Annotated in this window: 18 protein-coding genes; 7 read left to right on the top strand and 11 right to left on the bottom strand. The window is 63.4% G+C overall.

What is annotated here, in order from left to right; translation table 11 throughout:
• Window positions 1-73 precede the first annotated feature (73 nt).
• Window positions 74-976 carry an Hsp33 family molecular chaperone HslO gene (gene hslO / locus NTD82_RS18730; RefSeq protein ID WP_095159477.1) on the bottom strand — a complete coding sequence of 301 codons (903 nt, stop codon included), beginning with the start codon at window positions 974-976 and terminating at the stop codon, window positions 74-76.
• 206 nt (window positions 977-1,182) lie between these two features.
• Window positions 1,183-1,581, bottom strand: a complete 399-nt coding sequence (locus tag NTD82_RS18725) for an RNA-binding S4 domain-containing protein (RefSeq protein WP_095159476.1) — start codon at window positions 1,579-1,581, stop codon at window positions 1,183-1,185.
• Window positions 1,582-1,689: 108 nt separating this feature from the next.
• On the opposite strand from NTD82_RS18725, the gene NTD82_RS18720 reads away from it, so the two are divergent.
• Complete coding sequence (locus tag NTD82_RS18720) at window positions 1,690-2,172, top strand: ATP-dependent zinc protease (RefSeq protein ID WP_175652931.1); 483 nt, start codon at window positions 1,690-1,692, stop codon at window positions 2,170-2,172.
• Window positions 2,169-3,074 (top strand): 30S ribosomal protein S6--L-glutamate ligase, encoded by a 906-nt coding sequence (gene rimK / locus NTD82_RS18715; protein ID WP_095159475.1) that lies wholly within the window; start codon window positions 2,169-2,171, stop codon window positions 3,072-3,074. The genes NTD82_RS18720 and rimK overlap by 4 nt, the downstream gene beginning before the upstream one ends.
• Here rimK and NTD82_RS18710 read toward each other — a convergent pair.
• Both NTD82_RS18710 and ompR read right to left on the bottom strand, forming a co-directional pair.
• Window positions 3,071-4,384: an ATP-binding protein gene (locus NTD82_RS18710; RefSeq protein WP_095159474.1), complete on the bottom strand. Its 1,314-nt coding sequence runs from the start codon at window positions 4,382-4,384 to the stop codon at window positions 3,071-3,073. The genes rimK and NTD82_RS18710 overlap by 4 nt on opposite strands.
• A gap of 126 nt (window positions 4,385-4,510) precedes the next feature.
• On the bottom strand, window positions 4,511-5,251 hold the full coding sequence (gene ompR / locus NTD82_RS18705; RefSeq protein ID WP_095159473.1) for a two-component system response regulator OmpR: 741 nt from the start codon (window positions 5,249-5,251) through the stop codon (window positions 4,511-4,513).
• A 243-nt stretch (window positions 5,252-5,494) separates the two neighbouring features.
• Here ompR and NTD82_RS18700 point away from each other — a divergent pair, with 243 nt between their 5' ends.
• The 4 genes from NTD82_RS18700 to NTD82_RS18685 all read left to right on the top strand — a co-directional run bounded on the left by NTD82_RS18700 (window position 5,495) and on the right by NTD82_RS18685 (window position 10,605).
• The gene (locus tag NTD82_RS18700; RefSeq protein WP_262129760.1) at window positions 5,495-7,813 is read left to right on the top strand and encodes a Tex family protein; all 2,319 of its coding nucleotides are present in this window, start codon (window positions 5,495-5,497) and stop codon (window positions 7,811-7,813) included.
• Entirely contained in the window at window positions 7,813-8,196 is a 384-nt protein-coding gene (locus tag NTD82_RS18695) for a PaaI family thioesterase (protein WP_262129759.1), read from the top strand. The genes NTD82_RS18700 and NTD82_RS18695 overlap by 1 nt, the downstream gene beginning before the upstream one ends.
• A gap of 197 nt (window positions 8,197-8,393) precedes the next feature.
• A complete protein-coding gene (gene gshA, locus NTD82_RS18690; RefSeq protein WP_262129758.1) occupies window positions 8,394-9,977 on the top strand; it encodes a glutamate--cysteine ligase in 1,584 nt (527 codons plus the stop codon).
• A 1-nt stretch (window position 9,978) separates the two neighbouring features.
• Window positions 9,979-10,605, top strand: a complete 627-nt coding sequence (locus tag NTD82_RS18685) for a TetR/AcrR family transcriptional regulator (protein WP_095159470.1) — start codon at window positions 9,979-9,981, stop codon at window positions 10,603-10,605.
• Between the two features lie 85 nt (window positions 10,606-10,690).
• On the opposite strand, the gene NTD82_RS18680 is transcribed toward NTD82_RS18685, so the two are convergent.
• From NTD82_RS18680 to ssuE, 6 genes are all read right to left on the bottom strand, one after another.
• Window positions 10,691-10,906 carry a molybdopterin-binding protein gene (locus NTD82_RS18680; protein WP_009400132.1) on the bottom strand — a complete coding sequence of 72 codons (216 nt, stop codon included), beginning with the start codon at window positions 10,904-10,906 and terminating at the stop codon, window positions 10,691-10,693.
• 28 nt (window positions 10,907-10,934) lie between these two features.
• Window positions 10,935-11,747 (bottom strand): aliphatic sulfonates ABC transporter ATP-binding protein, encoded by an 813-nt coding sequence (gene ssuB, locus NTD82_RS18675; RefSeq protein WP_177454491.1) that lies wholly within the window; start codon window positions 11,745-11,747, stop codon window positions 10,935-10,937.
• Window positions 11,744-12,541, bottom strand: coding sequence for an aliphatic sulfonate ABC transporter permease SsuC (gene ssuC / locus NTD82_RS18670; protein ID WP_095159469.1), 798 nt, complete (start codon window positions 12,539-12,541; stop codon window positions 11,744-11,746). The genes ssuB and ssuC overlap by 4 nt, the downstream gene beginning before the upstream one ends.
• A gap of 10 nt (window positions 12,542-12,551) precedes the next feature.
• A complete protein-coding gene (ssuD, locus tag NTD82_RS18665) occupies window positions 12,552-13,700 on the bottom strand; it encodes an FMNH2-dependent alkanesulfonate monooxygenase (protein ID WP_095159468.1) in 1,149 nt (382 codons plus the stop codon).
• Between the two features lie 58 nt (window positions 13,701-13,758).
• Entirely contained in the window at window positions 13,759-14,724 is a 966-nt protein-coding gene (locus NTD82_RS18660; protein ID WP_095159467.1) for a sulfonate ABC transporter substrate-binding protein, read from the bottom strand.
• 100 nt (window positions 14,725-14,824) lie between these two features.
• Complete coding sequence (ssuE, locus tag NTD82_RS18655) at window positions 14,825-15,418, bottom strand: NADPH-dependent FMN reductase (protein WP_095159466.1); 594 nt, start codon at window positions 15,416-15,418, stop codon at window positions 14,825-14,827.
• 312 nt (window positions 15,419-15,730) lie between these two features.
• Between ssuE and ycaC the strand changes: the two genes are divergently transcribed.
• Complete coding sequence (ycaC, locus tag NTD82_RS18650) at window positions 15,731-16,360, top strand: isochorismate family cysteine hydrolase YcaC (protein ID WP_175652878.1); 630 nt, start codon at window positions 15,731-15,733, stop codon at window positions 16,358-16,360.
• A gap of 174 nt (window positions 16,361-16,534) precedes the next feature.
• On the opposite strand, the gene NTD82_RS18645 is transcribed toward ycaC, so the two are convergent.
• Window positions 16,535-17,173, bottom strand: coding sequence for a peroxiredoxin (locus NTD82_RS18645; protein WP_095159464.1), 639 nt, complete (start codon window positions 17,171-17,173; stop codon window positions 16,535-16,537).
• Window positions 17,174-17,202 lie beyond the last annotated feature (29 nt).

Here is a 17,202-nt window from a genome sequence, read left to right as displayed (position 1 = left end):
AAAAAGTAGAGCCCTCCTGTCAGAACTGCGCCTTCGGCGGATTCGACAGGAGATTTCCCTGAGCAGAAACGTTTCAGTGACGAGTATCTGACGGCGCGTCCACGCCACCGCCACCAAACAATTGCTCAACATCCGCAACATCGAAGCGATAGCGCTCGTTGCAAAACTGGCAATCGATCTCGATGTGACCGCCGTGCTCGACCACCAGCGCCCGCGCATCTTCCAGCCCGAGGCTGGTCAGTGCACTGCCGGAGCGCTCACGCGAGCAACTGCAACGGAAGCTCAGCGGCTGGACATCGAACAGGCGCACGGCGTCTTCGTGGTAGAGGCGATGCAAGAGGGTCTCGTTGTCCAGGCCCAGTTGCTCTTCGCGGCTCAAGGTGCCCGCCATCATGGTGACGTGCGCCCAGCTTTCGGCGCGGTCATCGGCGTCCGGCTGGCTCGCGACCGGCAGTTGCTGCAACAGCAGGCCGCCCGCGCGGTGACCATCGGCGCTGAGCCAGAAGCGCGTGCCGAGCTGCTCGGACTTGACGAAGTAATTGGTGAAGCACTCCGACAGATCGGCACCGTCCAGGTCGACAATGCCCTGGTAACGCTGGCCACGACGCGGGTCGACGGTAAGCGCGAGCATGCCGTTGGGCATCAGGTCGTGCAGGCCGGCATCGTCGCTGATCGCGGCGCTGTCGTAGTGGGCGATGCCGCGCAGCTCACGCTCGCTGGAGCATTCGACCATCAGCAGCGAGACCGGGCCTTCGGAGCGCGCCTGGAGAATCAGCAGGCCGTCGAATTTCAGCGTGCCGACCAGCAGCGCCGCAGCGGCCATCAGTTCACCGAGCAGTTGCGCGACCGGCTGAGGGTAGGCGTGTTTGGCCAACACTTCGGCGTAGCTGTGCTCGAGCGAAACCAGTTCGCCGCGCACGTCGCGGTCGTCAAAGAGGAAGCGTTGGGTGAAATCGGTATCCGCAATATCGGGCATGGCTAAAGGCTTTCTTTGAAGAGGGAAAAGGACAAGGGGCCAGTTGGGCGCCGGTACCGCCACACCGCGCAGGCGTGATCGGTTTTGTCACGAAAGACCGTTAGTTTATGGCCATTTCGCTCCCCGATCCAAGGACCGGGGGTTCTGCCCATTACTCTGGTGCCATCGGCTACCCGCTGACCAGTCCCCGTGCGACGAATGGCCGCTCAGCCCACCGAATCGTGGAATTGATGAATCTGCCGGCGCTGCTTCTTGGTCGGTCGCCCATCGGTGGTGACACCCAAGGCACCGGCCTTGCGCAAATCGGCGGCCTTTTCGCGGCGGGCGATGCTTTCTTCGGTCTCGGCATACAGCGCCTGTGCTTCGGGCGCCCCACGGCGAACCACAGAGAGCGCCTTGACCACTATGGTGCGCTCGTCAAAGCCGGTGCGCAGCACGAATTCCTCACCGACACGTGGCTCCTTGCCAGGCTTGCAGCGTTCGCCGCGACAGTGCACCTTGCCGCCTTCGATCGCGGCCTTGGCCAGGGCGCGGGTTTTGTAGAAACGAGCGGCCCAGAGCCACTTGTCCAGACGAACCTTGTCGTCTTCCGGTTGTTGTGCCATTGCACTGCTCCGATTCATAGCGGTCATGGAACTGTACTACCGTAACTGGCGGATGCAAAAAGTCCGCAGCCTGCTTACAGTTCACCGACTTTTTCCGGGTTGTGCATCGTGAAGACATTTGATCATTTGAGCGTTATCGGTTTGCGCGAGTGGGTGGCCCTGCCAGACCTCGGCCTGGCCGGCCTGCGCGCCAAGATCGACACCGGCGCCAGCACCTCCAGCCTGCACGCCACCGAGGTCGAACCGTTCATGCGTGACGGCGAGCAATGGGTGCGTTTCAACGCCCATCTGGGTTCGGTCGTGCAGTTGCGCCACCGCCGCTGTGAAGCGCCACTGGTCACGATGAAGACCATCAAGAGTTCCAACGGCCAGGCCCAGGTCCGCTACGTGATCCGCACGCCGCTGGCGCTCGGTGACCGGGTCTGGGAAGTCGAATTCACCCTGGCCTGTCGCAAGGCCATGCGTTACCGCCTGTTGCTCGGCTCCAAGGCACTGGTGCATGGCCAGTTGGTGGTCAACCCAGGCGTCAAATACGTTCAGGACAAGCCGGTGTTCCCGGCCACCATTACCCCTTCCACAGGTGTTGCATGAAGATCGCTGTGCTGTCGCGGAACCCGCGTCTGTATTCCACCCGTCGCCTGGTCGAGGCCGGTACGCAACGGGGCCATGAAATGGTTGTGGTCGATACCCTGCGCGCCTACATGAACATCGCCAGCCACAAGCCGCAGATCCACTATCGCGGCAAGCCGCTGGAAGGCTTCGACGCGGTGATCCCGCGCATCGGTGCCTCGGTAACGTTCTATGGCTGCGCCGTGCTGCGTCAGTTTGAAATGATGGGCGTGTTCCCGCTCAACGAATCCGTCGCCATCGCCCGCTCCCGGGACAAACTGCGCTCGCTGCAGTTGCTGTCGCGCCGCGGCATCGGCCTGCCGGTCACCGGCTTCGCCCACTCCCCGGACGACATCCCCGACCTGATCCAGATGGTCAATGGCGCCCCGCTGGTGATCAAGGTGCTTGAAGGCACCCAGGGCATCGGCGTGGTGCTGTGCGAAACCACCAAGGCCGCCGAGTCGGTGATCGAAGCGTTCATGGGCCTGAAGCAGAACATCATGGTCCAGGAATACATCAAGGAAGCCGGCGGCGCCGATATCCGCTGCTTCGTGGTCGGCGACAAGGTCATCGCCTCGATGAAGCGTCAGGCCAAGCCGGGCGAGTTCCGCTCCAACCTGCACCGCGGCGGCACCGCCAGCCTGATCAAGGTCACCCCCGAAGAGCGCATGACCGCGATCCGCGCCGCCAAGGTCATGGGCCTGAGCGTCGCCGGTGTGGATATCCTGCGCTCCAATCACGGCCCGCTGGTGATGGAGGTGAATTCCTCACCGGGCCTGGAAGGCATCGAGGTCACCACCGGCAAGGACGTTGCCGGGATGATCATCGAGCATCTGGAAAAGAACGGCGGGCCAAATCTGACCCGCACCAAAGGAAAGGGTTAAACAGCGTCCCGAGGCAGCAGAAGCCCCAACGGCAACCGCACCCGGGCTTCGATGCCGCCGCCGGAGCGGTTGCGCAACTCGACGTTGCCGCCGTGCTGGGCGGCGATCCGCTTGACGATCGCCAGGCCCAGGCCGGTGCCCTTGCCGCTACGGGCGCGGTCACCGCGAATGAAAGGGTTGAAGATGGCTTCCAGTTCGCCGGGATCAATCCCGGCCCCGCGGTCCAGCACGCTCAGCACGACGTAGGGCGCGCTGGTGTCGCCGGAAACGTAGGCCGCCACTTCGACGCCCTGCCCTGCATGGTGCAGGGCGTTGCCGATCAGGTTGTTCAACAGACGCTTCATCGATACCCGGCGCAGCGGAAACGGCGGGATCGGCTCAAGGCACAGGCGCACCTGCTCCTCAGGCTGGTTGAATGGCGCGACCACCTCGCGGACCAGATCGCTCAGGTCCACCTCCTCCACCGGCTCGTCCCGACCGTCGCGAATGAAGGCGAGGAACTGGTCGAGGATCGCATCCATGTCTTCAATGTCGCGGACCATGTCGTCGGTCAGGTCGCTGTCGTTGGCCATCAGCGACAGCGACAGCCGTAGCCGGGTCAGCGGCGTGCGCAAGTCATGGGAAACCCCGGCGAGCATCAGTTCACGCTCGCGCCCGGCCTGCTCGACGTCCTCGGCCATCTGGTTGAAGGCGCGATAGACCTCGGTCATCTCGCTGGGCGTATCGCTGACCGGCAAACGCACACTGCGGCCCTGGCCAAGTTGCCGCGCGGCGAACACCAGGCGCTTGAGCGGCTGGTTCAACTGACGTACGAAGATCCAGGCCGAGGCCGTGGAAAGCAGGCCGATGGCGAGAAACCAGCCAAGCACGTTCCAGATTTTCTGGCCGCGCAACGGATGTGGGTAAAGCGGGACTTTCAGCCAGTCGTCGCCCAGGCTCGGCGCCCTCACCCACAACGCCGGCGGCGAATGCACGCGCAACCGGACTTCGGTATCGGCGCCCAGCTCGGCCTGCATCTGGCGCTGGTAGATCTCGCTGTAAGGCCAGTGCTGCTCGCCCTCGGGTACGCCGTTGCCGGTCACCCGGATCAGCCCGGCGGCCTCGGCGACCTTTTCCCGGTCCGACTCGTCCGCCGCCCAGTAGGCACGCAGGGTCAGGGCGACGCCGTGGCTGTACTGGCGGTCAACCAGCACATCCTCGTTCATCAGCAGATAGACCAGGGTGAGCGCCTTGGAGAACAGGACGACGATGAGCACCAGCCACAGGGTGCGGGCGAAAAAGCTTTGCGGGAACCACAGCGGGGTTTTCATGGACAACGGCTACACACTAGGCAGGCACGAGCGCGGCTCGCGGGCTTTACGGCTTTCGCTTCATGCAAAAGCAGGGCAACCCTGCGGTGGCCCTGCTGTTGATGACTCACTCCCTGAAACGAGGGGTCACTTGCCGGCATTACCGTCCGGCACGAACACATAACCGACGCCCCAGACTGTCTGGATGTAACGCGGCTTGGAAGGATCCGGCTCGATCATCCGGCGCAGGCGCGAGATCTGCACGTCGATGGAACGCTCCAGCGCATCCCATTCACGACCACGGGCCAGGTTCATCAGTTTATCGCGGGTCAGCGGCTCGCGAGCGTGCATGACCAGCGCCTTGAGCACCGCGAATTCGCCGGTGGTGAGCATATGTACTTCTTCACCCCGCTTGAGTTCGCGGGTGGCCAGCGACAGCTCGTAGTCGCCGAACGTGACGGTTTCATCCTCGCTGCCCGGAGCACCCGGTACCGAAGGCGTCTGCCGACGCAACACCGCCTTGACCCGCGCAACCAGCTCGTCGGGGTTGAATGGCTTGGCCAGGTAATCGTCGGCGCCCAGCTCCAGGCCCTTGATCCGGCTCAGCTCGTCGCCCTTGGCGGTGAGCATGATGATCGGGACCTGATTGTTCGCCGCGCGCAGCCGGCGGCAGGCTGAAAGGCCATCTTCGCCGGGAAGCATCAGGTCGAGGACGACCAGGTTGAAGACTTCACGCGCCAGCAGGCGGTCCATCTGCTCGACGTTCGGTACAGCCCTCGCGCGGTAGCCTTTGCTGGTGAAGAATCGCTCCAGCAGGCTGCTCAGGCCAGGGTCATCGTCGACGATGAGGATTTTTTCGCCTTCGGCTGTTTGTGCAGTGCTGCTCATGGGTCGCTCCTTTAATCTCGGCGCGCATTATGGCTTAGCCGCCATTTGACAGTGCCGTGTGCATTGTTAGCAGATTTTTCCCCATGTGCCAGTAGAACGGTCCTGCAAGCTGGCCAGCGGCTATCACCGCAAGCTCCGTGCGCTGGGTATAATGCGCCGCTTTTCACCGAGAGCTGCCTTGCTCCGGCGCCCCTGCGGCGCGGGCTCCGCGGCCCAAGCATTCACAATTTGTCAGGTGGTTTTATGGACAGCATCAACAGCCGCATCGCCGAAGAACTCGGCGTCCGCCCGCAACAGGTCGAGGCGGCCGTGGCTCTACTTGATGAAGGCTCCACGGTGCCTTTTATCGCCCGTTACCGCAAAGAAGTGACCGGCAGCCTGGATGACACCCAACTGCGCAACCTCGAAGAGCGCCTGCGCTACCTGCGCGAACTCGACGATCGCCGCGCCAGCATCCTGGCCAGCATCGAGGAACAGGGCAAGCTGACGCCCGAACTGGCCCGCGAAATCAAGCTGGCCGACACCAAGACCCGCCTCGAAGACCTTTATCTCCCGTACAAACAGAAGCGCCGCACCAAGGGCCAGATCGCCCTGGAAGCCGGCCTCGGCGAGCTGGCTGACGGTCTGCTGAACGACCCGCAACTGTCCCCGGAAACCGAAGCCGCGCGCTTCGTCGATGCCGAAAAGGGCGTCGCCGACGTCAAGGCCGCGCTGGAAGGCGCCAAGTACATCCTCATGGAGCGCTTCGCCGAAGACGCCACCCTGCTGGAAAAACTGCGTACCTTCCTCACCCAGGAAGCCACCCTCAGTGCCCGCCTGGTGGCCGGCAAGGAAGAGGAAGGCGCCAAGTTCCGCGACTATTTCGAACACGACGAACAGCTCAAGAGCGTGCCGTCGCACCGTGCCCTGGCGATTTTCCGCGGGCGCAACGAAGGCGTGCTGTCCGCTGCGCTGAAGGTCGGCGAAGAACTGCCGGGCACCCTGCACCCGTGCGAATTGATGATCGCCGAGCGTTTCGGCCTCAACAACCAGGGCCGCCCAGCCGACAAGTGGTTGGCCGAAGTGGTGCGCTGGACCTGGAAGGTCAAGCTCTACAGCCACCTGGAAACCGACCTGTTCGGCGAACTGCGCGACAACGCCGAGGGCGAGGCAATCAACGTCTTCGCCCGCAACCTGCACGACCTGCTGCTCGCCGCGCCGGCCGGCCCGCGCGCGACCCTGGGCTTCGACCCGGGCCTGCGTACCGGCTGCAAGGTGGCCGTGGTCGACTCCACCGGCAAGCTGCTGGACTACACCACGGTGTACCCGCACGCGCCGAAAAACGACTGGGACCGCACCATCGCCGTGATTGCCGCGCTGTGCGCCAAGCACTCGGTGGAACTGATCGCCATCGGCAACGGCACCGCCAGCCGTGAGAGCGACAAGCTGATCGCCGAACTGGTCAAGAAGTACCCCGCCCTCAAGATCACCAAGATCATGGTTTCCGAGGCCGGCGCCTCGGTGTACTCGGCGTCCGAGCTGGCCGCCCGTGAATTCCCCGACCTGGACGTAACGATCCGTGGCGCGGTGTCCATCGCCCGCCGTCTGCAGGATCCGCTGGCAGAGCTGGTGAAGATCGATCCGAAGTCCATCGGTGTCGGCCAGTACCAGCACGACGTTTCGCAATTGAAACTGGCCCGTGGCCTGGACGCGGTAGTCGAGGACTGCGTGAACGCCGTCGGCGTCGACGTCAACACCGCCTCGGTGGCGCTGCTGGCGCGCATCTCCGGCCTCAACGCGACGCTGGCGCAGAACATCGTCAGCCACCGTGACGCCAACGGCGCCTTCAAGACCCGCGCGGCGCTGAAGAAAGTCAGCCGCCTGGGCGAGAAGACCTTCGAACAGGCCGCCGGCTTCCTGCGCGTGATGAACGGCGACAACCCGCTGGACGCCTCCGCAGTTCACCCGGAAGCCTACCCACTGGTGCAGCGCATCGCCGCCGAGACCGACCGTGATATCCGCTCGCTGGTTGGCGACAGCGGTTTCCTCAAGCGCCTGGACCCGAAGAAATACACCGACGAAACCTTCGGTCTGCCCACCGTCACCGACATCCTCCAGGAACTGGACAAGCCGGGCCGCGACCCGCGTCCGGAGTTCAAGACCGCCGAGTTCCAGGAAGGCGTCGAAGACCTCAAGGACCTGGAACCGGGGATGATCCTCGAAGGCGTGGTCACCAACGTCACCAACTTCGGGGCCTTCGTCGATATCGGCGTGCACCAGGACGGTCTGGTACACATCTCGGCGCTGTCCGAGAAGTTCATCAAGGACCCGCGTGAAGCGGTCAAGGCCGGCGACGTGGTCAAGGTCAAGGTCATGGAAGTGGACATCCCGCGCAAACGCGTCGGCCTGTCGATGCGCATGAGCGACACCCCGGGCGAGAAAGTCGATGGTGCCCGTGGCAGCCGTCCGGGTTCCGCGCCGCGCCAGCAAGGTGCGCCGGCACGGGTCAAGGAAACCCCGCCGCCCGCCAATAACGCCATGGCCTCGCTGTTCGCCAACGCCAAGCAGTTGAAGAAGAAGTAATGGAAGCGCCTGAAGACATCGTTCAGAGCGCCTTCAGCCAGTTGCTGGGCTGCCGCCTGCAACGCCTTGAAGAAGGCGTTGCGCAGGTGGCCCTCGCGCTGGAGCCGCATTTGCGCAATCGCGGCGGCTTCTTACATGGCGGCGCGATCTTCAGCCTGGTCGACATCGCCATGGGGCTGGCCTGCTCCAGCAGCCATGGCTTTGATCGGCGCAGCGTGACGCTGGAATGCAAGATCAACTACGTGCGGGCTGTCAGCGAGGGCGAGGTGCTGTGCATCGCCCGGGTGTTGCACGCCGGGCGGCGCACGCTGGTGCTCGACGCCGACGTCTTCCAGGGCGACAAACTGGTGGCGAAGGCACAAGGAACCTTCGCCGCGCTGTAAAAACTTTGCCCGCCATCACGCGGGCGCTTTTCCTACAGATCTAGCCGAAAACTCCCAATTTGCGGTACTTTCGGCAGTGCGCGGGCGCTGCCGACTCCCTGCGAAAACCAGGCGACAACGCCAGTTCCTCTGTCCACCCTTGTAGACCGTCACCTCCACCCCCATATTGCGGCGACTGACGTGTGAAGGAATCCATCTTGAGCGAACTTCTCAACCGCCGCCTGAGCCTGCTCGGCCAGGGCGACAACCTCTCTCTGCTCAAGCAGTGCCTGCACGGCATCGAGCGTGAATGCCTGCGCGTGACAGAGGACGGTCGTCTGGCCCAGACGCCGCACCCCGAGGCCCTGGGTGCCGCCCTGACCCACGAACAGATCACCACCGATTATTCCGAGTCGCTGCTGGAGTTCATCACGCCAGCGCTGGCCGATCCCGCGAAGACCCTCGAAAGCCTGGAAAACATCCATCGCTTCGCCTACAGCAAGCTCGGCAGCGAGTACCTGTGGAGTCCGTCGATGCCGTGCCCGTTGCCGGCCGAGGAAGACATCCCGATCGCCTGGTACGGCACCTCCAACATCGGTCAGCTCAAGTACGTCTACCGCAAGGGCCTGGCCCTGCGCTACGGCCGCACCATGCAGTGCATCGCCGGTATCCATTACAACTTCTCGCTGCCGGAAAAACTCTGGCCGCTGCTGCGTGAAGCCGAAGGCCGCGACGGCGACGACCGCGAGTTCCAGTCGTCGGCCTACATCGCCCTTATCCGCAATTTCCGTCGCTATAGCTGGCTGCTGATGTACCTGTTCGGTGCGTCGCCAGCGCTGGACGCGGGTTTCCTGCGCGGTCGCCCGCATCAACTGGAAGCCTTCGACGCCGACACCCTGTACCTGCCCTGGGCCACCAGCCTGCGCATGAGCGACCTCGGTTACCAGAGCAACGCCCAGGCCGGCCTCACCCCTTGCTACAACGATCTGAGCAGCTACACCGACAGCCTGCGCCGTGCCGTGGCCACGCCGTATCCGCCGTATGTCGAGATCGGCACGCACCAGGATGGTGAGTGGGTGCAGCTCAACACCAACATCCTGCAGATCGAAAACGAGTACTACTCCAACATCCGCCCCAAGCGCGTGACCTACACCGGCGAGCGGCCGATCCAGGCATTGGTGTCCCGCGGCATCCAGTACATCGAAGTGCGCTGCCTGGACATCAACCCGTTCCTGCCGACCGGCGTCGAACTGCCGCAGGCGCGTTTCCTCGATGCATTCCTGCTGTTCTGCGCGCTGGAAGAAAGCCCGCTGCTGGGCAATGGCGAGTGCGGCCAGTGCACCGACAACTTCCTCAATGTGGTCAAGCAGGGCCGCCGCCCTGGCCTGGAACTGCAACGCGACGGCCAGCCGGTGACGCTGAAGGCGTGGGCCAGCGAGTTGCTGGAACGCATCGCGCCGTTGGCCGAATTGCTTGATCGTGCCCATGGCGGCGACGAGCACGCCCGTGCCCTGCAAATACAGGCCGCCAAGGTCGACGATCCGTCGCTGACGCCGTCGGCGCAGGTGCTGGCGAGCATGACCGAGCATCAGGAAAGCTTCGCCCGCTTCTCCCTGCGCCAGAGCCAGCTCCACGCCGAGTTCTTGCGTAGCGAGCCGCTGCCGGCGGACGAGCAAGCGCGTTTCGAAGCGCTGGCGCGCAAGTCGCTGGAAGAACAGGCCGAGCTGGAGAAACAGGAAGTCGGCGACTTCGACCTGTTTGTCGGCGCCTACCAGGCCAGCATCCTGGCGATCAGCAACTGATATGAGTCGCGGTACCACACCTCGCAAACCCCGCGCCCGCAGCCAGGCGCGGATCGACTCGATCCTCGACGCGGCCCGCACCCTGCTGGCCAGCGAAGGTGTGGCCAGCCTGTCGATCTACAGCGTGGCGGAGCGGGCGCAGATCCCGCCTTCGTCCGTGTATCACTTCTTCGCCAGCGTCCCGGCGCTGCTCGAAGCCCTCACCGCGGACGTGCACAGCGCCTTCCGCGCCTGCCTGCAAGCGCCCATCGACCCACAGACCCTGCACAGTTGGCGGGACCTGTCGCGGCTGGTGGAAATGCGCATGCTGGAGATCTACCACGAGGACGCCGCGGCGCGGCAGTTGATCCTGGCCCAGCATGGTTTGAGCGAAGTGACCCAGGCGGATCGTCAGCACGATATCGAGCTGGGCGATCTGATGCACAAGCTGTTCGAGCAGCATTTCCGTTTACCGGAGCTGCCGCGTGACGTGGACGTGTTCGCCCTGGCGATGGAACTGGGGGATCGGGTGTATGCCCGGTCGATGCAGTTGCACGGGCAAATCACGCCGCGGATGGCGGAGGAAGGGATGCGGGTGTTCGAGGCGTACCTGGGGCTTTATCTGCCGCCGTTTTTGCCAAAGCGTTAGGCAATCGCGAGCAAGCTCGCTCCTACAGGGGATCGGTGTTCCCAGTCTCTGTAGGAGCGAGCTTGCTCGCGATATGCCACACAAATCACAGCTTGGCGATGGAAACCTCGGTGGATTTCACAAAGGCAATCACTTCGCTGCCGATGGTCAGTTCCAGTTCTTTTACCGAACGGGTGGTGATCACCGAAGTGACGATGCCCGAGGCGGTCTGTACGTCGATTTCCGACAGGACCGGACCTTCCAGGATTTCTTTAACGGTGCCCTTGAACTGGTTACGCACGTTGATCGCTTTGATAGTCATCTGCTTGCTTCCTTTGTAGGTTCTGAGGTCAATGAGCCCAGCGCAGTTGCGTAGGCAAGGGTGCTACGGGTTCGGGCTCGGGCGGGATGCCCGGGACCGAAAGAACACGGTTCAATACTTCGGTTTCCAGCGCGGCCAGGCGGTGCGATCCACGCACCCGCGGCCGTGGCAGGTCCACGTGCAGGTCGAGGCCGATTTCACCGTCCTCGATCAGGATCACCCGGTCGGCGACCGCGACGGCTTCGGCGACGTCGTGGGTCACCAGCAGCACGGTGAAGCCATGCTTGCGCCAGAGGTCTTCGATCAGTTGCTGCATTTCGATCCGGGTCAGGGCATCCAGCGCCCCCAGCGGTTCGTCCAGCAGCAGCAGGCGTGGCTGGTGGATCAGGGCGCGGGCCAGGGCCACACGTTGTTTCTGTCCACCGGACAACGCCGCCGGCCATTCATTGGCACGGTCGGCCAGGCCGACCGCCTCCAGTGCCTTGCGTGCCTGTTCCTGCCAGTTGCCTTGAAGGCCCAGGCCAACGTTGTCGATCACCCGTTTCCAGGGCAGCAGGCGCGCTTCCTGGAACATCAGGCGGGTGTCTTCGCGGGCCTCGGCGAGCGGCGCGCTGCCGGCCAGCAGTTGCCCGGCGGAAGGCTGGTCGAGGCCGGCGAGCAGGCGCAGCAAGGTACTTTTGCCGCAGCCGCTGCGACCGACGATGGCGACGAATTGTCCGGCCGGAATGTGCAGGTCGATGTCACGCAGCACCTTGCGCTGACCAAAAGTCTTTTCGACGTTGCGCACGGCCAGCGGAATACCGCGCAGCAGCCGTGGCGGTTGCTCCTTGAGAATGGTCATGCGCCGTCTCCCTTGCTCGGTTGATAGGCCGGGTGCCAGCGCAACCAGACGCGCTCCAGGCCACGGGCAGCGAGGTCGGCGAGCTTGCCGAGCACCGCGTAGAGAACGATGGCCAGGACCACCACATCGGTTTGCAGGAATTCACGGGCATTCATCGCCAGGTAGCCGATGCCGGCGTTGGCCGAGATGGTTTCGGCCACGATCAGGGTCAGCCACATGAAGCCCAGGGCGAAGCGCACACCGACCAGAATCGACGGCAGCGCACCCGGCAGGATCACCTGACGGAACAGGGAGAAACCGCTGAGGCCGTAGCTGCGGGCCATTTCCACCAGCGCCGGATCGACGTTGCGAATGCCGTGATAAGTGTTCAGGTAAATCGGGAACAGCGTGCCGAGGGCTACCAGGAAAATCTTCGCCGACTCATCGATGCCGAACCACAGGATCACCAGCGGGATCAGCGCCAGGTGCGGCACGTTGCGGATCATCTGCACCGAGCTGTCGAGCAGGCGCTCGCCCCAACGGGACAAGCCGGTGATGAAGCCCAGCGCCAGGCCGATGCTGCCGCCGATGACGAAGCCCAGGCCGGCACGCCAGCCGCTGATCGCCAGGTGGGTCCAGATCTCGCCGCTGCGCACCAGTTCGACACCGGCGGTGATTACCGCGCTCGGTGCCGGCAGGATGCGCGTCGACAGCCAACCGGCGCTGACCGCCAGTTGCCAGATCGCCAGCAGCGCGATCGGCAGGGCCCACGGGGCCAGGCGCTGCGTCCACGGGGTTGAGGAAGAACGACTCATGCTGCGCTCCTCAACCCTGTGCCGCGGCTTTGGGCAGGATGTCGTTGGCGACCATCTCGCCGAACGGGCTGACATAGCCCCGCTCTTGCGGCAGCGACGGACGCGCGATATCCAGGTGCGGGAACAGCAGTTCGGCGACGCGGTACGACTCTTCCAGGTGCGGGTAGCCGGAGAAGATGAAAGTGTCGATGCCCAGGTCAGCGTATTCCTTGACCCGTGCCGCCACGGTCGGACCGTCGCCGACCAGTGCAGTGCCGGCACCGCCACGCACCAGGCCGACGCCAGCCCACAGGTTCGGGCTGACTTCGAGGTTGTCGCGGTTGCCGCCATGCAGCGCAGCCATGCGTTGCTGGCCTACGGAGTCGAAACGCGCCAGGGAGGCCTGGGCGCGGGTGATGGTGTCGTCGTCCAGGTGCGAGATCAGGCGCTCGGCGGCTTTCCATGCCTCATCGTTGGTTTCCCGCACGATCACGTGCAGGCGGATGCCGAAGCGGACGGTGCGGCCCAGCTTGGCGGCCTTGGCCCGGACTTCCGCGATTTTCTCGGCGACCGCGGCCGGCGGTTCGCCCCAGGTCAGGTACAGCTCGACCTGCTCGGCGGCCAGGTCCTGGGCAGCTTCCGACGAGCCGCCGAAATACAGTGGCGGACGCGGTTGTTGAATCGGTGGATAGAGCAGCTTGGCGCCTTTGACCTGGATGTGCTTGCCGTCGTAATCGACCGTCTCGCCTTCCAGCACCCGACGCCAGATACGGGTGAACTCCACAGAGGCCTGATAACGCTCTTCATGGCTGAGGAACAGGCCGTCGCCGGACAGTTCTTCAGGGTCGCCACCGGTCACCAGGTTGAACAGCGCACGCCCGCCGGACAGCCGGTCGAGGGTCGCCGCCTGACGCGCCGCCACGGTCGGCGAAATGATCCCCGGGCGCAGGGCCACGAGGAATTTCAGCCGCTGGGTCACCGGGATCAGCGATGCCGCCACCAGCCAGGAGTCCTCGCAGGAACGCCCGGTGGGGATCAGCACGCCGCCGAAACCCAGGCGATCCGCTGCCTGGGCGACCTGCTGCAGATAACCGTGATCGACGGCGCGAGCGCCTTCGGCGGTGCCAAGGTAATGGCCGTCGCCATGGGTCGGTAGAAACCAGAAAACGTTGAGGCTCATTGGAGTTGTCTCCTAAGGGTGGCTCAGACCGGGGCGGCGCCCCGGCTCGGGCAAAACGTCAAGGCGCCGTGGCGACCTTGGCCGGTGGCGTCCAGATCACGTCCTTGATGCTCAGCGGCTTTGGAATCAGCTTGAGGGTCTTGAAGGTGTCGGCGATCTTCTGCTGCGCGGCGACCACTTCCGGGGTCAGGAACTGCGCGCCGTAGCCCTGGCGCTTGACCGAGGTCAGGGTGATGTCGGCCGGCAGGCCGAGCAGCGGCGCAACCTGATCGGTCACTTCCTGCGGGTTGGCCTTGGACCACTCGCCAACGGCACGAACCTCGTCCACCAGCGCGCTGATCACTTCAGGATGCTGTTGTGCGTAAGGCTTGGTCGCCAGATAGAACTGGTGGTTGTCGACGATGCCCTGGCCGTCGCGCAGGGTGCGGGCCTGCAGTTGCTGTTCGGCGGCAGCCTGGTACGGATCCCAGATGACCCAGGCGTCGACACTGCCACGCTCGAAGGCGGCACGGGCGTCAGCGGGCGGCAGGAATACCGGCTGGATATCGGTGTATTTCAGGCCGGCGTCTTCCAGGGCGCGGACCAGCAGGTAATGCACGTTGGAGCCTTTGTTCAGGGCGACTTTCTTGCCCTTGAGGTCTTTGACCGACTGGATGGCCGAACCCTTCGGCACAAGGATCGCTTCGCTGTGCGGCGCTGGCGGCTCATAGGCGACGTAGAGCAGGTCGGCGCCGGCGGCCTGGGCGAACACCGGCGGGGTTTCGCCGGTCACGCCGAAGTCGATCGAACCGACGTTGAGGCCTTCCAGCAGTTGCGGGCCGCCGGGGAATTCAGTCCATTGCACCTGCACGCCCTGGGCGGCGAGACGCTTTTCCAGCGTGCCCTTGGCCTTGAGCAGCACCAGGGTGCCGTATTTCTGATAACCGATACGCAGGGTTTCGGCTTGAGCTTGAGTAATGGCGCCGAAGGACACAGCCGCAGCAAACAGAGCGACCAGGCCACGACGCAAAATGACAGTGCGCATTGCGCTCTCCTTATTTTGCTGTTGGGTTCAGGCTGCACCTGCTTGCCTCGTTATCGGGCGAGTAAGGTGAAGGGTGACGCGATGAAACGGGTGTCGCGGCTCAGATGCTCCAGCGGGCGCTGAGCAGGCGTTCGTTCAGGACGCCAGGAGCCACCGGCCGTGGCCGGCGGGCCAGGGCGCTGTGAAACGTGTCGAGCGATTCGTGCAGGCGCTGCTCCAGGGCAGGCGCCAGGTGGGCCGGGCTGTTGCCCTGGCCGTAGGCGATCTGGCTGTCGTCGGCGAAGATCCCTTGCAGGGTCTCCTGCGCCTTGAGGGCCGAGAGCACCGGCTTGAGTGCGTAGTCCACCGCCAGCATGTGGGCGATGCTGCCGCCGGTGGCGATGGGCAGAACAACCTTGTGGTGCAGTGCGCGCTCGGGCAGCAGGTCGAGCAGGGTTTTCAGCGCGCCGGAATAGGACGCCTTGTACACCGGGGTAGCGACGATCAGGCCGTCAGCCTGTTCCACCAACTGCTGGAAGTGCTGCACGTGCGGACTGTCGAAGCGAGCGTGAAGCAGGTCCTCGGCCGGGAAGTCCCGTACCTGGAACGTCACCACTTCCACACCCTGGCCTTGCAGCCAGTCCCGGGAGCGATCGAGCAGCACACCGGAACGTGACCGCAGGCTGGGGCTACCACCAATAGAAACGACCAACATGGAAAGCGCTTCCTTAGAACTGTTCTGAAGGGCCGCGAGTTAGTGTGCTCGCTGGAATGGAGTGACCTTAACAGGTGGGTATATATATCTATAAATCATATTTTTTCATTTGTTTATGTGATTTAGAGATATGGGCTTTATGCCAGACCGCGGATTGTCACTGCTGTACCTGTACAAACTCTATCGTTCTGAATAAGGAACGCTAAAGCCATTTTTCACTAGCTACCGCGCCAAAGGTTCTGAATTTAATCTTCTCCCATCAACGCGAAACACCACCCCTTACGAAGATCAGAACCTTTAGGAGCAACGACCATGACCGCATTCAAATACAACCGCCTGAACAAAGACGACGCCGCTGTCCTGCTGGTGGACCACCAGGCTGGCCTGCTGTCCCTGGTGCGCGATATCGAGCCGGACCGCTTCAAGAACAACGTTCTGGCCCTGGCGGATCTGGCCAAGTTCTTCAACCTGCCGACCATCCTCACCACCAGCTTCGAACAAGGCCCCAACGGCCCGCTGGTGCCGGAACTGAAAGAACTATTCCCGGATGCCCCGTACATCGCTCGCCCTGGCCAGATCAACGCCTGGGACAACGAGGACTTCGTGAAAGCGGTGAAGGCTACCGGGAAGAAGCAACTGATCATTGCGGGTGTGGTAACCGAGGTGTGCGTGGCGTTCCCGGCGCTGTCGGCCCTGGAAGAAGAATTTGAAGTGTTTGTGGTGACCGATGCTTCCGGCACCTTCAACGAGATGACCCGTGATGCGGCGCTGAATCGTGTGAGTTCGGCGGGTGCGCAACTGATGACCTGGTTCGGCGTGGCCTGTGAGCTGCACCGCGACTGGCGCAACGATGTCGAAGGCCTGGCGGCGCTGTGCTCGAATCACATTCCGGATTACCGGAATCTGATGACCAGCTATAACGCGCTGACTGCGGGTAAGTAAAAACCCCGTTGAGCCCATCGCGAGCAAGCTCGCTCCTACAGATTCATCACCGTCTCTGTAGGAGCGAGCTTGCTCGCGAAGGGCCCGAATTGGTTTCTTCAGGCAAAAAAAAGGGCCGTCGAAACGGCCCGAAAATCCCTGCGATGGCTAAAGCACTACGATGAAAACGGTCTGTCAGCGGTTGGGCTGTGGGGTCAGGCGCAGGTATGGCTTGACCGCGCGGTAGCCCTTCGGAAAGCGGCGTTTGATTTCTTCTTCGTCCTTGAGCGACGGCACGATCACCACTTCATCACCGTCCTGCCAGTTGGCCGGGGTCGCAACCTTGTGGTTGTCGGTGAGCTGCAACGAATCGATCACCCGCAGGATTTCGTGGAAGTTGCGGCCGGTGCTGGCCGGGTAGGTGATGGTCAGACGGATCTTCTTGTTCGGATCGATCACGAACAGGGAACGCACCGTCAGGGTGTCGCTGGCGTTGGGGTGGATCAGGTCATAGAGGTCGGACACTTTGCGATCGGCGTCGGCCAGGATCGGGAAGTTGACCGTGGTGTTCTGGGTTTCGTTGATGTCTTCGATCCAGCGGTGATGGGAATCGACCGGGTCGACGGACAGCGCGATGGCCTTGACGCCGCGCTCGGCGAATTGCTCTTTCAGCTTGGCGGTAAAGCCCAGTTCCGTGGTGCACACCGGGGTGAAGTCGGCCGGGTGCGAGAACAGCACGCCCCAGCTATCGCCGAGCCACTCGTGGAAGCGGATCTTGCCGGCGCTGGAATCCTGTTCGAAGTCGGGGGCGATATCGCCGAGTCTGAGGCTCATGGTGCGGCTCCTTGGGCTAAGTGCGTGAT

This window comes from Pseudomonas sp. 5P_5.1_Bac1, from assembly GCF_025466015.1.
Lineage (GTDB): Bacteria > Pseudomonadota > Gammaproteobacteria > Pseudomonadales > Pseudomonadaceae > Aquipseudomonas.
The sequence above is the reverse complement of the archived record's forward strand: the minus strand, read 5'-3'. Positions and strand labels throughout refer to the sequence as shown.

Bases quoted from the DNA above. Each gene is read 5' to 3' on its own strand.
- NTD82_RS18680 (WP_009400132.1), bottom strand. From the start codon at position 10,906: ATGACTATCAAAGCGATCAACGTGCGTAACCAGTTCAAGGGCACCGTT.
- ompR (WP_095159473.1), bottom strand. From the start codon at position 5,251: ATGAGCAGCACTGCACAAACAGCCGAAGGCGAAAAAATCCTCATCGTC.
- NTD82_RS18710 (WP_095159474.1), bottom strand. From the start codon at position 4,384: ATGAAAACCCCGCTGTGGTTCCCGCAAAGCTTTTTCGCCCGCACCCTG.
- ssuB (WP_177454491.1), bottom strand. From the start codon at position 11,747: ATGACCATTCTCAAGGAGCAACCGCCACGGCTGCTGCGCGGTATTCCG.
- NTD82_RS18700 (WP_262129760.1), top strand. From the start codon at position 5,495: ATGGACAGCATCAACAGCCGCATCGCCGAAGAACTCGGCGTCCGCCCG.
- NTD82_RS18685 (WP_095159470.1), top strand. From the start codon at position 9,979: ATGAGTCGCGGTACCACACCTCGCAAACCCCGCGCCCGCAGCCAGGCG.
- rimK (WP_095159475.1), top strand. From the start codon at position 2,169: ATGAAGATCGCTGTGCTGTCGCGGAACCCGCGTCTGTATTCCACCCGT.
- NTD82_RS18645 (WP_095159464.1), bottom strand. From the start codon at position 17,173: ATGAGCCTCAGACTCGGCGATATCGCCCCCGACTTCGAACAGGATTCC.
- ycaC (WP_175652878.1), top strand. From the start codon at position 15,731: ATGACCGCATTCAAATACAACCGCCTGAACAAAGACGACGCCGCTGTC.
- NTD82_RS18695 (WP_262129759.1), top strand. From the start codon at position 7,813: ATGGAAGCGCCTGAAGACATCGTTCAGAGCGCCTTCAGCCAGTTGCTG.
- NTD82_RS18660 (WP_095159467.1), bottom strand. From the start codon at position 14,724: ATGCGCACTGTCATTTTGCGTCGTGGCCTGGTCGCTCTGTTTGCTGCG.
- ssuD (WP_095159468.1), bottom strand. From the start codon at position 13,700: ATGAGCCTCAACGTTTTCTGGTTTCTACCGACCCATGGCGACGGCCAT.
- ssuE (WP_095159466.1), bottom strand. From the start codon at position 15,418: ATGTTGGTCGTTTCTATTGGTGGTAGCCCCAGCCTGCGGTCACGTTCC.
- NTD82_RS18725 (WP_095159476.1), bottom strand. From the start codon at position 1,581: ATGGCACAACAACCGGAAGACGACAAGGTTCGTCTGGACAAGTGGCTC.
- ssuC (WP_095159469.1), bottom strand. From the start codon at position 12,541: ATGAGTCGTTCTTCCTCAACCCCGTGGACGCAGCGCCTGGCCCCGTGG.
- hslO (WP_095159477.1), bottom strand. From the start codon at position 976: ATGCCCGATATTGCGGATACCGATTTCACCCAACGCTTCCTCTTTGAC.